Annotated in this window: 14 protein-coding genes; 11 read left to right on the forward strand and 3 right to left on the reverse strand. The window is 58.7% G+C overall.

Going from position 1 to position 13,710, the window contains the following annotated elements; translation table 11 throughout:
- The first annotated feature begins 20 nt into the window (after positions 1-20).
- The 8 genes from BN1117_RS15100 (at position 21) to cysQ (ending at position 7,503) form a co-directional block, all read left to right on the forward strand.
- The gene (locus BN1117_RS15100; protein ID WP_040098694.1) at positions 21-482 is read left to right on the forward strand and encodes a SoxR reducing system RseC family protein; all 462 of its coding nucleotides are present in this window, start codon (positions 21-23) and stop codon (positions 480-482) included.
- Between the two features lie 116 nt (positions 483-598).
- Positions 599-2,392: a translation elongation factor 4 gene (lepA, locus tag BN1117_RS15105; protein WP_040098696.1), complete on the forward strand. Its 1,794-nt coding sequence runs from the start codon at positions 599-601 to the stop codon at positions 2,390-2,392.
- A gap of 3 nt (positions 2,393-2,395) precedes the next feature.
- On the forward strand, positions 2,396-3,334 hold the full coding sequence (lepB, locus tag BN1117_RS15110; protein ID WP_040098698.1) for a signal peptidase I: 939 nt from the start codon (positions 2,396-2,398) through the stop codon (positions 3,332-3,334).
- Positions 3,335-4,006: a ribonuclease III gene (rnc, locus tag BN1117_RS15115; RefSeq protein ID WP_040098700.1), complete on the forward strand. Its 672-nt coding sequence runs from the start codon at positions 3,335-3,337 to the stop codon at positions 4,004-4,006.
- Between the two features lie 58 nt (positions 4,007-4,064).
- Positions 4,065-4,964, forward strand: coding sequence for a GTPase Era (gene era, locus BN1117_RS15120; RefSeq protein WP_040098702.1), 900 nt, complete (start codon positions 4,065-4,067; stop codon positions 4,962-4,964).
- On the forward strand, positions 4,965-5,672 hold the full coding sequence (gene recO, locus BN1117_RS15125; RefSeq protein WP_033136291.1) for a DNA repair protein RecO: 708 nt from the start codon (positions 4,965-4,967) through the stop codon (positions 5,670-5,672).
- Between the two features lie 140 nt (positions 5,673-5,812).
- Positions 5,813-6,550, forward strand: coding sequence for a pyridoxine 5'-phosphate synthase (pdxJ, locus tag BN1117_RS15130; protein ID WP_040098703.1), 738 nt, complete (start codon positions 5,813-5,815; stop codon positions 6,548-6,550).
- A 185-nt stretch (positions 6,551-6,735) separates the two neighbouring features.
- Positions 6,736-7,503 (forward strand): 3'(2'),5'-bisphosphate nucleotidase CysQ, encoded by a 768-nt coding sequence (cysQ, locus tag BN1117_RS15135; protein WP_040098706.1) that lies wholly within the window; start codon positions 6,736-6,738, stop codon positions 7,501-7,503.
- An 80-nt stretch (positions 7,504-7,583) separates the two neighbouring features.
- Here the strand turns inward: cysQ and BN1117_RS15140 are convergent, their stop codons facing one another.
- The 3 genes from BN1117_RS15140 to BN1117_RS15150 all read right to left on the reverse strand — a co-directional run bounded on the left by BN1117_RS15140 (position 7,584) and on the right by BN1117_RS15150 (position 10,104).
- Positions 7,584-7,880 (reverse strand): YciI family protein, encoded by a 297-nt coding sequence (locus BN1117_RS15140; protein ID WP_040098707.1) that lies wholly within the window; start codon positions 7,878-7,880, stop codon positions 7,584-7,586.
- Positions 7,881-7,904: 24 nt separating this feature from the next.
- Positions 7,905-8,483, reverse strand: coding sequence for a septation protein A (locus tag BN1117_RS15145; RefSeq protein WP_040098708.1), 579 nt, complete (start codon positions 8,481-8,483; stop codon positions 7,905-7,907).
- Positions 8,484-8,598: 115 nt separating this feature from the next.
- Positions 8,599-10,104, reverse strand: a complete 1,506-nt coding sequence (locus BN1117_RS15150; protein ID WP_040098710.1) for a pyridoxal-dependent decarboxylase — start codon at positions 10,102-10,104, stop codon at positions 8,599-8,601.
- Positions 10,105-10,278: 174 nt separating this feature from the next.
- Here BN1117_RS15150 and trhA point away from each other — a divergent pair, with 174 nt between their 5' ends.
- The 3 genes from trhA to BN1117_RS15165 all read left to right on the forward strand — a co-directional run.
- Entirely contained in the window at positions 10,279-10,914 is a 636-nt protein-coding gene (gene trhA, locus BN1117_RS15155; protein ID WP_040098712.1) for a PAQR family membrane homeostasis protein TrhA, read from the forward strand.
- Between the two features lie 127 nt (positions 10,915-11,041).
- Positions 11,042-12,703 carry a putative transporter gene (locus BN1117_RS15160; RefSeq protein ID WP_040098713.1) on the forward strand — a complete coding sequence of 554 codons (1,662 nt, stop codon included), beginning with the start codon at positions 11,042-11,044 and terminating at the stop codon, positions 12,701-12,703.
- A gap of 231 nt (positions 12,704-12,934) precedes the next feature.
- Positions 12,935-13,710: retention module-containing protein (locus BN1117_RS15165; RefSeq protein WP_040098715.1), on the forward strand; the 776-nt coding region annotated here is incomplete at its 3' end.

Genomic DNA, 13,710 nt, shown 5'->3' on the forward strand with positions numbered 1-13,710 from the left:
GAGGTGTTGCCGTGAATGAGATGAGTGAAGAGCTGGCGACCGTGGTGGCCATTGAAGGTGACCATGCCTGGGTGGAGTGCGAGCGACGCTCCGCTTGTGGTGGTTGCCAACAACAATCCAATTGCGGTACTGGCACCGTGGCCAAGGCGTTTCCCCTGAAAGCCCCTCGCTTGCGGGTCAGGCTGACCGCTGAGGTGAGCGTGGGTCAGCAGATTCGGCTTGGCATCCCGCAGGCGAGTCTGCTGCGCGGTGCGGCGCTGGTCTATGTGCTGCCGCTGTTCTGTCTGCTAGCCGGTGCCTTGCTGGGGCAGGTCTGGCTGGCACCGCTGCTCGCGGGCGGGGAGGGGATCACCATTCTCTGCTGCTTGCTGGGGGGCGGGCTGGGCTTTTTACTGGTCCGTTACTTTTCCAACCGCCTGGATCAGGGGCGTTATGGCCCGCAGATGCTTGGCGTCGTGGTTCCTGTCCGTATCCTCCCCTGACTGAACAGGCGCTATTTCACTGGCGTTGGCGACTAAAGAATGGCCGTCAGCCGGGTTATCCAGTAAAATCGCGCCTCCATAACTGACCTTAACCAATTTTGAGTGACTCTTGCTCGATGAAACACATTCGTAACTTTTCGATTATTGCGCACATCGACCACGGTAAATCGACCCTGTCGGACCGTCTGATCCAGACTTGCGGTGGCTTGTCCGACCGCGAGATGCAGGCTCAGGTGCTTGACTCCATGGACCTGGAGCGCGAGCGCGGCATTACCATCAAAGCACAGAGTGTGACCCTGAACTACCAGGCACAAGACGGTAACACCTACCAGCTGAACTTTATCGACACCCCTGGCCACGTGGATTTCTCCTACGAGGTCTCCCGCTCTTTGGCGGCCTGTGAAGGGGCGCTGCTGGTGGTGGATGCCGGCCAGGGGGTTGAGGCACAGACTCTGGCCAACTGCTACACCGCCATGGAAATGGACCTGGAAGTGGTGCCGGTGCTGAACAAGATTGACTTGCCGGCTGCAGAACCCGAGCGGGTTGCCGAAGAGATCGAGGACATCGTCGGTATCGATGCGATGGAAGCGGTGCGCTGCTCCGCCAAGACCGGCCTGGGTGTTGACCTGGTGCTGGAAGAGATCGTTGCCAAGATCCCGTCGCCGGAAGGTGACCCGGATGCCCCGCTGCAGGCGCTGATCATCGACTCCTGGTTCGACTCCTATCTGGGGGTTGTCTCTTTGGTGCGGATCAAGAATGGCTCCCTGAAGAAGAACGACAAGATCAAGGTGATGAGCACCGGTCAGGTGTGGGGTGTCGATCGTATCGGTATCTTCACGCCCAAGCAGGTGGATACCCAGGGTCTGGGCTGTGGCGAGGTAGGTTGGGTTGTCTGCGGTATCAAGGACATCCACGGCGCACCGGTGGGCGATACCCTGACTCAGGCCAAGAATGGTGCCGACAAGGCGCTGGCCGGCTTCAAGAAGGTGAAGCCGCAGGTCTATGCGGGTCTGTTCCCCATCTCCAGCGATGACTACGAGTCGTTCCGTGACGCCCTCGACAAGCTCTCCCTGAACGATGCCTCCCTGTTCTTCGAACCGGAGAGCTCCACTGCGCTGGGCTTCGGCTTCCGTTGCGGCTTCCTCGGCATGCTGCACATGGAGATCATTCAGGAGCGTCTGGAGCGTGAATACGATCTGGATCTGATCACCACGGCGCCGACCGTAGTGTACGAGATCGAGCTGACCGACGGTTCCACCATCCACATCGACAGCCCGGCCCAGATGCCTGCCATCACCAGCATTAAGGAGATGCGCGAGCCGATCGCCGAGTGTCATATCCTGCTGCCGCAGGAGTACATGGGCAACGTGATCACCCTCTGTATCGAGAAGCGTGGCGTGCAGACCAACATGGTCTATCACGGCAAGCAGGTGGCGCTGACTTATGAAATTCCGATGGCGGAAGTGGTACTCGACTTCTTCGACCGTCTGAAATCCACCAGTCGCGGTTACGCCTCGCTGGATTACGGCTTCAAGCGTTTCGAAACCTCCGACATGGTTCGTCTGGACATCATGATCAACGGTGAGCGCGTCGATGCGCTGGCCATCATCACCCACAAAGACAATGCCCAGTATCGCGGTCGTCAGGTGGTGGAGAAGATGCGCGAGCTGATCCCGCGTCAGATGTTTGATATCGCCATTCAGGCGGCCATCGGCAACCAGATCATCGCGCGTAGCACCGTCAAGGCACTGCGTAAAGACGTAACCGCCAAGTGCTACGGTGGTGACGTGAGCCGTAAGAAGAAACTGCTGAACAAGCAGAAAGAAGGTAAGAAGCGGATGAAGTCTCTCGGCCGTGTTGACGTGCCGCAGGAAGCCTTCCTCGCGATTCTCCACGTCGGAAAGGATTAATAGATGGCAAGCACGTTTTCCCTGATCCTGGTGGTGGTCTGCGCGATCACCGGTGTTATCTGGTGTCTGGACAAGATGATTTGGTCCAAGCAGCGCGCCGCCAAGATTGCCGTGGCTCGTGCCCATGGCGGTGCCCACCTGGATGAGAAGACCCTGGCCAAGGTCGCCCCCGTGCCGGTCTGGATTGAGCAGACCGCCGGGGTCTTCCCGGTTATCACTTTTGTGCTGATCCTGCGATCGTTCATTTTTGAACCGTTCCAGATCCCGTCAGGTTCCATGATGCCCACCCTGCTGGTGGGCGACTTCATCCTGGTGGAAAAATTTGCCTATGGTCTGCGGGACCCGGTGACCAACACCAAGTTCCTCGAGACCGGCGAGCCCAAACGCGGCGACGTGGTGGTGTTCAAGTATCCCCTTGAACCGCGCGTTGACTACATCAAGCGAGTGGTCGGCATGCCGGGTGATCGGGTTATCTATCGCAACAAGGAGCTGTTGATCCGGCCGCGTTGTGTAGAAAAGAGCGGCGATGAGCAGGATGAGAAAACGTGCCCGGGCTTCAAGAAGCTCGACGTCAAGTTTGAACAAAGAGGCGAATTTACCCAGATGGGGATCCCCCTTGACCGCTATACCGAGCAGTTGGGTGAAGTCTCCCACGAGACCCTGCGCAATCCGCTGATGCCCGACATGGTTGGTCGTTACTATCGCCAGCCCGGCACCTACCCCGATGAGTGGGTGGTACCGGAAGGCCAGTATTTCGTGATGGGCGACAACCGCGACAACAGCACCGACAGCCGCTTCTGGGGCTTTGTGCCCGAGCAGAACCTGGTGGGCAAGGCGGTCGCTATCTGGATAAGTTTTGAATTCGAGCGCGAAGAGGGCTCCCTGCTGCCGAGCTGGGTACCGACAGGGGTGCGCTTCAACCGCATTGGCGGAATCAAGTAAATGAATATCAAGATGAACAGACTGCAGGCCCGTCTCGGGCATGTTTTTGCGGATCTGGAACTGCTGACCCGGGCGCTGACTCACCGCAGCGCCGGCTCCCGTCACAATGAGCGACTGGAATTTCTGGGTGACTCGATTTTGAGTCTGGTGATTGCCGACGATCTGTTCCACCGCTTCCCGCAAGCGGCGGAAGGGGATCTCAGCCGGATGCGCGCCACCCTGGTGCGGGAGAAGACCCTGGCCGAACTGGGCCGCGAGTTCGACCTCGGGGATCACCTGATCCTCGGCCCCGGCGAACTTAAGAGCGGCGGTTTTCGCCGCGAATCCATTCTGGCTGATACGGTCGAGGCGGTGATCGGTGCCATCTATCTCGACAGCGATCTGGAGCGGGTCAGAACCCTGCTGCTGGGCTGGTACGCCAGTCGCCTGGACGAGATCAAACCGGGCATCGAGCAGAAAGATCCCAAGACCCGTCTGCAAGAAATTTTGCAGGGAAGCCGCAAATCCCTGCCGACCTACACAGTGACCAACGTCAAGGGCGAGGCCCACAACCAGGAGTTCACTGTCCAGTGTGAGGTGGAAGGTCTGGATGGTCCGCTGGTCGGGGTCGGCACCAGCCGCCGCAAGGCCGAACAGGCAGCGGCGCAGCAAGCATTGGAAAGACTGTCATGACTGCTATTGATGCAAGAGGCCGCGGTCTTTCAACACAACAGGCATTGGAAAAACTGTCATGACAGATAGCACTTATTGCGGCTTTGTCGCCATCGTGGGTCGCCCGAATGTGGGCAAGTCCACCCTGCTCAACAAGCTGCTTGGCCAGAAGGTCAGCATCACCTCGAAGAAGCCCCAGACCACCCGTCACCGGATTTTGGGGATCGACACCGAGGATAACTACCAGACCATCTATGTCGACACCCCGGGTCTGCACATTGAAGAGAAACGGGCCATCAACCGCCTGATGAACCGTGCCGCCACCAGTTCATTGGGTGATGTGGCCATGGTGGTCTTCATGGTGGACGGCACCCACTGGACCAAGGACGACGAGATGGTGCTGGGCAAGCTGCGCAACCTCAAGTGCCCGGTGGTGCTGGCGGTCAACAAGATCGACAACGTCAAAGAGAAAGAAGATCTGCTGCCCCACCTCGAGTGGCTGGGCCAACAGATGAACTTCGCCCATATTCTGCCCATCAGTGCCGAAAAGGGTACCAATGTGGAGAAGATCCGCGAGTGGGCCAAGCCGCTGTTGCCGGAGAACGTCCACTTCTTCCCGGAAGATTACGTGACCGATCGCTCCTCCCGTTTCATGGCCTCCGAGATCATCCGCGAGAAGCTGATGCGCTTCACCGGTGAGGAGCTGCCCTACTCGGTGACGGTGGAGATCGAGCGTTTCAAGGTGGAAGAGAGCGGTATCTATCACATCCACGGCCTTATTCTGGTCGAGCGCGATGGCCAGAAGAAGATGGTTATCGGCAACAAGGGTGAGAAGATCAAGACCATAGGTACTGAAGCGCGCCTCGACATGGAACGGCTGTTCCAGAACAAGGTGCACCTCGAGCTGTGGGTCAAGGTCAAGTCGGGCTGGGCTGACGACGAGCGCGCCCTGCGCAGCCTCGGCTATGGTGACGACTGATTGCTGAGCCCGGCTTTCGTCATCCACAGTCGGCCCTATCGGGAGACCAGTCAGCTGGTCGAGGTCTTCACCCAGGATAGTGGCCGATTTACTCTGGTGGCTCGCGGTTCTCGCGGGCCACGCTCCCCTCTCAAGGGGCTGCTACAACCCTTTACCCTGCTCACCATCGCCTGGCGCGGCAAGGGGGATCTCAAGAATCTCACCCAGGTCGAATGCCCCGACCACTCCCTGCGTCTCGGCGGCGATCGCCTCTTCTACGGCCTCTATCTCAACGAGCTGGTCTACTACCTGCTGGAAGCCCACACCCCGTTTCCCGAGGTGTTCGATGCCTATGCCCGTGCCATCATGGCGCTGGCTGACGGCGAGACGCCGGAGCTGCCGCTGCGCCGCTTCGAGTTCCTGCTGTTGCAGGCGCTGGGCTATGCGGTGGATTTCGAATACACGGCGGACGACGAGTCGCCCATCGAGCCGACCTTGCTCTATGGCTTCGAGCGTGAATTGGGCTTTGTTGCTTGCGAGCGGGCGCCGGATCCCCGTACCCTGTTTCTCGGTGCCCACCTGCTCGCCTTTGCCGAGGGACGTTTCGATACCCCTCCCTTGCTGCAGGCGGCCAAACGTTTCAGCCGACTGGCACTGCAACCCTATCTGGGCAAGCGCCAGTTAAAGAGCCGGGAGCTGTTTTTAAAACGCCGGAATAGCTTGGGTTAACAGCTCTGCGGCGTTACCCGACACGGTAAGAATGTTATCTAGGTCCGATTACGCTGTGCGAATCGAACCTACGAGCTGATATACGGATATTCGCGCGGTAGCCGCGCAGTCAACAGATGAAGCCTTTCAAGGAGTTCTCAATGAGTGAAATCTATCTGGGTGTGAACATCGACCATATCGCCACCCTGCGCAACGCCCGTGGCACCCAGTATCCGGATCCGGTACAGGCCGCTTTTGTCGCTGAACAGGCAGGGGCCGATGGCATTACCGTGCATCTGCGTGAAGATCGCCGCCACATCACCGACCGCGACGTGGAGATCCTGCGCCAGACTATTCAGACCAGAATGAACCTGGAGATGGCGGTGACCGAAGAGATGATCGGCATCGCCTGCCGTATCAAGCCCCACTTCGTCTGTCTGGTGCCGGAGAAGCGCACCGAGGTGACCACCGAGGGCGGTCTGGATGTCGCCGGTCAACTGGATAAGGTGACTGATGCCGTATCCCGCCTCTCCGCTGTGGGGGCGCAGGTTTCGCTCTTTATCGATGCCGATCCCATCCAGATTGATGCGGCTGCCGCGAGTGGCGCCCCCTTTATCGAGATCCATACCGGCCGCTACGCCGATGCCACCACAGATGCCGAGCGCAATGCCGAGTTCAAGCGCATCGCCGCCGGTGCCTCCTATGCCGCTGGCAAGGGCTTGAAGGTCAATGCCGGCCACGGCCTGCACTACCACAACGTCAAGGCCATCGCCGCCATCCCCGAGCTCTATGAGCTCAACATCGGCCACGCCATCATCGGCCGCGCCGCCTTCGATGGTCTGGCCAAAGCCGTGAGCGATATGCGCCTGCTGATGCAGGAAGCCCGTCAGGGGATCTGATCCGCCAGACAGGCGGTCTGATACAGGCTGCCAAATACAACAAGGGATGCCACGGCGTCCCTTGTTGTTTTTCGAGGGGCAGTGCTTGGCGAGCATCGCGCTGTAATAACCCAGCACAATCGGCTATAAGCAGTTGATGTCAAAAGGGTTACACTGATTGACCCTGTGAGCTGGACGAGATCGTTATGGACCATTCCCTATACCACCCCGATATCACCGACCTTGAACCTGTCGCCCGTGCGGCGGGAGCGGCCATCATGGCCATCTACAGCCAGCCCTTTGCGGTGGAGTACAAGCGCGATGAGAGTCCGCTTACCGCGGCTGACAAGGGAGCTCATGAGGTGATTGTGCAGGGGTTGGCACGGCTGACTCCGGATATTCCTGTGCTGTCGGAGGAGTCTGGCCCCGAGGTGATGGCGGCGCGCCACGGCTGGTCCCGTTACTGGCTGGTGGATCCCCTCGACGGCACCAAGGAGTTTGTCTCCCGCAACGGCGAGTTCACCGTCAATATCGCGCTGATTGAAGCAGGTGCGCCGCGTTGGGGGCTGGTCTATGCGCCGGTTTTGGACAAGCTCTGGTACGGCGGCAAGGGCGCGGGGGCCTGGCGCATCACCGATGGCAAACGCGAGTCTATCCAGACCCGGCCTCATCGTGAAGGCGAGGCGTGGCGGGTGGTGGGAAGTCGCAACCACCTGTCGCAGGAGACCCTCGATTTCTTGGCGCCTTTTGGTGAGATCGAGCTGGTTTCCATGGGCAGCTCCCTCAAGTTCTGCATCATCGCCGAGGGGGGCGCCGAGCTCTATCCGCGCCTCGCCCCCACCTGCGAGTGGGATACCGGTGCTGCGCAGGCGGTGCTGGAGGGGGCGGGGGGCAGCGTCACCCAACTCGATGGCTCACCCCTTGTCTACAACAAGCCGGATATCCTCAACCCCTGGTTTGTCGCCAAGGCATAAACGAGATATCGGGATGCAAAAAGGCCGGATTGGAATGAACTTCCAGTCCGGCCTTTTTTACTTCTCTATTCGCTTTGCGGTCAGAAGACCTTTTTGAACGGCTTGATGGTGACCTTGGCATAGACGCCTGCCGCCACATAGGGATCGGCATCAGCCCAGGCTTTGGCGTCAGCCAGCGAGGCAAATTCAGCGATGATGGTGCTGCCGGTAAAGCCGGCATCAGCCGGATCCTCGGCATCGATGGCCGGATTAGGGCCGGCAGTCAGCAGCCGCCCCTCATCCTGCAAAGCCTGAACTCTGGCCAGATGGGCGGGGCGAACCTGCTTGCGCAGTGGCAGGCTACCCTGCACATCTTCGGAATAGATGAGATACCACATGAGAGGATCCTTTTCTGATGAGGGTTATTTTCTCTGCTCTTTTTCTGGCTCGATCTGCTCGGCAGTGGTCAACTTATCTGCCGGGATATGGCGATAGAGATAGACGCCACTGAGCAGGGTAAAGACCAGCGTCATCCCCAGCAGACCGAACACCTTGAAGTTGACCCACATCTCTTGCGGCATATTGAAGGCCACATAGATGTTGAGCAGGCCACAGAGAGCAAAGAAACCGACCCAGCCGAGATTGACCTTGTCCCAGACCGCATCGGGCGCCTGCAGCTCCTTGGCCAGCATCTGTTTGATCAGGTTCTTGCCAAAGCCGTAGCGGCTGATGAGCAGACCCAGTGCAAACAGGGCATTGACCACAGTCACCTTCCACTTGATGAAGGCGTCATCGTGGAAGAAGACGGTGAGACCACCGAAGAAACCGACCAGCAGGAAGGTGAAGAGTTGCATCTTCTCGACCTTGCGATAGCGCAGCCAGCTATAGGTGAGTTGTAACCCGGTTACCACCACCAGAGCCCCGGTCGCCATATAGATGTCGTAAAACTTGTAGACCGCGAAGAAAACGATAAGTGGAATAAATTCAATAAATTGCTTCATGTCTGGTGCATTGACCTCAAGAGTGGAACGCAAAATTGTGTCCAGTTTACCTGCCCGATGGGCAACGGCAAATGAATAAGACCGCTCGATTCATATCCAGTTCCCGGTCGCGGCACTAGTCGAACAGCTGGCGGGCAAGGGGCTCGCCCAGCCGTTTTTGATCCGCCAGCAGCTCGCGGATATGGTGCTCTTCGATAAGGGGGTTGAGCAGCACGGCGCGCAGCAGGGTAAGCGGTTGGGCACCATAACGCACCACCGCCCGCTGGGTGCGGGAGACAAAGCTGTGCCCCTCGGCACGCTGGGCTTTTTGCAGCGCCACGTTGAAGTCGTTGATCTGCTCGTTAGCCACCTGATCCAGCTGCTTGCCCTGCAGGTGGGGCGGAATGCAGCGGTAGGAGAGCAGATTCATCACCGGTGTCGACATCAGCTCAAAGGCGGGATCCTGCTCGATGAGCGCAGCCATCAGCCGGGCGCGGTCGTAGTTGGCCTCGATAAGGTGGGCATAACCCTGCTGGCCAAACAGCTGGAAGGCGGCATCCAGATAGAGGGCATTGGCCGGGCGGGTGCCCTCCAGGGTAAAGCGCCCCTGATCGAACGAGGTGGCGCGAATGGCGTAGGGGGCCTCCCGCTTGACCGCCATCATCAGATCGGGTTGGCGGCAGAGCAGCATGCCGGTACCGAGCGGCACCAGCAGCTGTTTGTGGCCATCCAGAGTGACGGTATCGGCCCGCTCAATGCCGGCCAGCAGATGTTGATAGCGAGGGGAGAAGAGGGTCGGGCCACCCCAGGCAGCATCCACATGAAAGTGGATCTGCTCGCGCTCGGCGATGGCCGCCAGCTCCGGCAGTGGATCGATGGAGCCAAAGTCGGTGCTGCCCGCCACGCCAACCAGCGCCAGTACCTTGAGTTTCTCCTCTTTGCAGCGCAGTAGGGCCTGCTCCAGCGCGACCAGACTGAGCCGGTTCTGTGCGTCGGTGTCAAGGCGCCAGACGCTGCGGGCACCCAGTCCCAGCAGATCCATCCCCTTGTCGAAGGAGTAGTGCATCAGCCGCGAACCGAGAATGACCGCCCCCCGATAACCCTGTTCATAGAGGGCGAACAAGTTGTCGCCGCAGGTGCGGTTGCGGGCCAGCCACAGCGCAGTGACGTTGGCGATGGTGCCGCCGCTGGTCATGACGCCGAGGGCGGCGTCCTTGGCATGCATCTGCTCGCCGTAGAAAGCATCGTCCATGCCATAGATGAGGCGGTGCAGCTTGGCCAGCACCTCCCGCTCCAGAAAGCTGAGCAGGCGGGAGGACTCCATTTTCATCGGATTCTGGTTCAGCATCACCAGCAGGCGCGACAGCTCGGCGGTATAGGCCGGCAGTGGCGCGGTCATATGGCCCATGTAGCGTGGCGAGGTAAGGTGAGAGGCGCCGGGCACCAGAGTGGCCAGCCGCGCCAGATACTCCTCGATAGAGAGGCCGACCGCAGGCATACATGATTGATCGAGCTGATGGGTAAACAGGTCGCGCTGGTAAGGGGCCTGACTGTCATCCGAGTGGTGAAAATGGGCTAGCATGGCGCTCATCGTATCGCCAAAGGCTGCATCCGGTTGTGTAAACAGCTCAGTTAACTTCATCGGGTTCTCCAGACCAGGTCACCGGGGTGGGTGTCTCTGCCCTTGCCTTGGGCATTGGCGGCAGAGCATACACCAAAGGTTGACGGGTGACAGCCACTCCATCTTTTAAGCGAACACTTGTACTCTGAAGTGGCGCTGGGTAGAGTGAGCCACAGTTATGGTGGAGTGGATGCGATGAGTGGTGTGATGGATTACTCCCCCCGGGAGGAGTTGGCCAACCGGCTGAGTCACGGGGCGGGATTGTTATTGGGGATGCTCGGGCTGGTGCTGTTACTTGTCAAGGGATGGGGACAAGGTACCCAGGCGATGGTGAGCTACAGCCTTTATGGCGGCAGCCTGGTGTTGCTCTATCTGGCTTCGACCCTCTATCACAGCATGACAGAAGGGCGGGCCAGGCGCTGGTGCAAGGTGTTTGATCACTGTGCCATCTATCTGCTGATCGCCGGTACTTACACACCCTTCCTACTGGTTGCGCTTGATACGCCGCTGGCGAAAGGATTGATGGTAGTGATCTGGGCCCTGGCGCTGGCCGGGGTGGTGTTCAAGCTGGTGTTTATCAATCGCTTCAAGACCTTGTCGCTCTTTACCTACCTGATGTTGGGCTGGTTGTCGCTGCTGGTCATCTATCAGCTCTATATCCATCTGGCCGGTGAGGGGCTGCTGCTGCTCGGGCTCGGCGGTCTTATCTACAGTCTCGGGGTCATCTTCTATGTGGCCAGGCAGATCCCCTATAACCACGCCATCTGGCATCTTTTTGTGCTGGGTGGCAGTGCTTGTCACTTTATGGCCATTTATGGCTACGTCGCCTAATGCTGTTCCACTAGCCCTTAATTGGTATTTTTAGTCCGTAAAAGGATAAATTCGTGCGATATCACACAGTTGGTATCACCGTTTGCTGACAAGCTAGCGCTAGTTCAATTCGCAAAGGATGCACGAAATGAGTGAAATCGCGCTTTCCATCAGCATGTTGTCGCTGGTGGCAGTGCTGGGGCTCTGGCTGGGAAACTGGCGAGTCTATGGCGTGGGGTTGGGGATCGGGGGGGTGCTGTTCGGCGGCATTATAGTGGGTCACTTTGCGGGCGCCTCCGATCTCGCGCTGGATGCACAAACTCTTCACTTTATTCAAGAATTTGGCCTGATCCTGTTTGTCTATACCATTGGCATTCAGGTCGGACCGGGTTTCTTCTCGTCATTGCGCAGTTCCGGACTCAAGCTCAATGCCTTTGCTGCTCTGCTGGTTATCCTGGGGTGCATCGTTGCGGCAGCACTTCATCAACTCTTTGATGTACCGCTGCCGGTGATCCTCGGGGTCTTCTCCGGTGCTGTGACCAATACGCCATCCCTCGGTGCGGGTCAGCAGATCCTGGCCGAGCTGGGCGCCGCGCCCGCTGCGACCGGCCTGATGGGGATGGGCTATGCGGTCGCCTACCCATTCGGCATCTGCGGCATTTTGCTCACTATGTGGCTGGTCAGGGTCTTCTTTCGCATCAAGATCGACGATGAAGCCGCCCAGTTCGAGCTGCAAACCGGTAAAACCAAGGAGAGCTTGCAGACCATCAATATTGCGGTGCGCAACCCCAATATGCACGGCCTGATGCTGAGCGAGATCCCCAGTCTCGATGAGTCTGATGTCATCTGCTCCCGTCTCAAACGGGGCTACGAGCTGATGGTGCCGCGCCCTGAATCCCGTATCGAACTGGGAGACTTGCTGCATCTGGTGGGTGAGCGTCACGCGCTGCACAAGGTGTTACTGGTGTTGGGGGAGGAGGTGGAGACCTCGCTCTCGACCCGTGGCACAGATCTGCGCGTCGAGCGGGTAGTGGTGACCAACGAGCAGGTGCTGGGCAAGAAGATCCGCGATCTCGACATCAAACAGCGCTATGACGTGGTGATCTCGCGCCTCAACCGGGCCGGTGTCGAGCTGGTGCCGACCAGCCAGACCAGTCTGCAGTTTGGCGATATTCTCAACCTGGTTGGCCGCCTAGACGCCATTGAGGCGGTGACCAATGTGGTCGGCAACGTGCAGCAAAAACTGCAGCAGGTGCAGATGTTGCCGGTCTTTATCGGGATTGGCCTCGGCGTATTGCTCGGCTCCATCCCCTTCTATCTGCCCGGTTTCCCGGCCGCCCTCAAACTGGGTCTGGCGGGTGGGCCGCTGGTAGTGGCGCTGATCCTGTCGCGGATTGGCAGCATCGGCAAGCTCTACTGGTTTATGCCTCCCAGTGCCAACCTGGCGCTGCGGGAAATTGGCATAGTGTTGTTTCTGGCGGTGGTTGGCTTCAAGTCGGGGGCCGGGTTCATCGATACGCTGATTAATGGTGATGGTACCGCCTGGATGATCTATGGGGCCGCCATCACGTTTATTCCGTTGCTGGTGGTTGGCCTGCTGGCGCGCCTCTACGGCAAGCTGAACTATCTCACCCTGTGCGGCTTGCTGGCCGGCTCCATGACTGATCCTCCCGCACTGGCCTTTGCTAATGCCATGCACCCGACCAGCGGTGCCAGCGCGCTCTCCTATGCCACCGTCTACCCGCTGGTGATGTTCTTGCGGATCATCTCGCCACAGCTGCTGGCTATTATCCTCTGGGCGGGAGCATAGGGTTCATCCTGACGGGAGCATGCCTTGTCATGCTCCTGTCATTACTCTGTAATCTATTGATAATTTTGGTTTTTGCCATTCTCACAACCTCGCTTTACACACTTCTGTCTGGCTGAATAATTCAGCCTCAAATCGGCCTATCCTTTCGAATTTTCGAGATGGATGTTTTAACCCCGACTCTGCAAAGTAGGCTGTCGCTTTTTGCATGCAAATCAGGATTCAGGAGAGAACATGATGACCAATGCCGTTACCTTGGAACAGGGCGTAACCATCACCCAACTCAAAGGACAAATTTATCTGGTTGCCGCAGATGGCAGCCGGAAGCTGTTGGCTGAAGGGGATGTGCTGCCGAAAGGGGCGGTGATCATGTCGCCGGATGGTGCCAGTTTTATGGGGGGTGGACAGCCGTTCACTGTGCAACCGGCTAGTGAGCAGAGTGAACCTGCCGAAGAGGGGGATGCTCCCCAGCTGGCGCAAAACAGTGCAGCAGGCACTCCTGATGATATCGATGCCTTGCAACAAGCGATTTTAGGTGGCACTGACCCGACCCAAGACTTTGAAGCGCCTGCGGCAGGGGGAGCACCTGCTGCCGGTGGTGGCGGTATTGGTGGTGTAGCCGGTGCCAGCGGTAACGGTGGTTTTGTGACCATCGACCGCACCGGTGATGCAACCATTGCCGAAGCCGGGTTTGATACCGATAACCCCGCAGATACAGCCCCCATAGGGGATGCCCTTGGTGGTGAGGACGATATCCTGTTTGATGGCGTTCCACCATCCATCACCGTGAACGCCCCAGACAACACCAACGACACCACCCCGACCATTACCGGTACGACGGATGCCCCGGCGGGCAGTACCGTTACCCTGGTCGTGACCGATGCCAACGGCAACCAGCAGACCCTGACCGCCACCGTACAGCCGGACGGCAGCTACAGCGTGGATGTCACCACCCCATTGGCGGAAGGCTCTTATACCGTCACCGCCACAGTGACCGATCCGGCCGGCAA

It is taken from the genome of Aeromonas australiensis (assembly GCF_000819725.1).
Lineage (GTDB): Bacteria > Pseudomonadota > Gammaproteobacteria > Enterobacterales > Aeromonadaceae > Aeromonas > Aeromonas australiensis.

Excerpts from the sequence above, each read along its gene's own strand:
- BN1117_RS15100 (WP_040098694.1), top strand. The coding sequence starts at position 21 with ATGAGTGAAGAGCTGGCGACCGTGGTGGCCATTGAAGGTGACCATGCC.
- trhA (WP_040098712.1), top strand. The coding sequence starts at position 10,279 with ATGAGTGGTGTGATGGATTACTCCCCCCGGGAGGAGTTGGCCAACCGG.
- pdxJ (WP_040098703.1), top strand. The coding sequence starts at position 5,813 with ATGAGTGAAATCTATCTGGGTGTGAACATCGACCATATCGCCACCCTG.
- rnc (WP_040098700.1), top strand. The coding sequence starts at position 3,335 with ATGAATATCAAGATGAACAGACTGCAGGCCCGTCTCGGGCATGTTTTT.
- BN1117_RS15145 (WP_040098708.1), bottom strand. The coding sequence starts at position 8,483 with ATGAAGCAATTTATTGAATTTATTCCACTTATCGTTTTCTTCGCGGTC.
- BN1117_RS15140 (WP_040098707.1), bottom strand. The coding sequence starts at position 7,880 with ATGTGGTATCTCATCTATTCCGAAGATGTGCAGGGTAGCCTGCCACTG.
- BN1117_RS15150 (WP_040098710.1), bottom strand. The coding sequence starts at position 10,104 with ATGAAGTTAACTGAGCTGTTTACACAACCGGATGCAGCCTTTGGCGAT.
- BN1117_RS15160 (WP_040098713.1), top strand. The coding sequence starts at position 11,042 with ATGAGTGAAATCGCGCTTTCCATCAGCATGTTGTCGCTGGTGGCAGTG.
- lepA (WP_040098696.1), top strand. The coding sequence starts at position 599 with ATGAAACACATTCGTAACTTTTCGATTATTGCGCACATCGACCACGGT.
- lepB (WP_040098698.1), top strand. The coding sequence starts at position 2,396 with ATGGCAAGCACGTTTTCCCTGATCCTGGTGGTGGTCTGCGCGATCACC.
- cysQ (WP_040098706.1), top strand. The coding sequence starts at position 6,736 with ATGGACCATTCCCTATACCACCCCGATATCACCGACCTTGAACCTGTC.
- era (WP_040098702.1), top strand. The coding sequence starts at position 4,065 with ATGACAGATAGCACTTATTGCGGCTTTGTCGCCATCGTGGGTCGCCCG.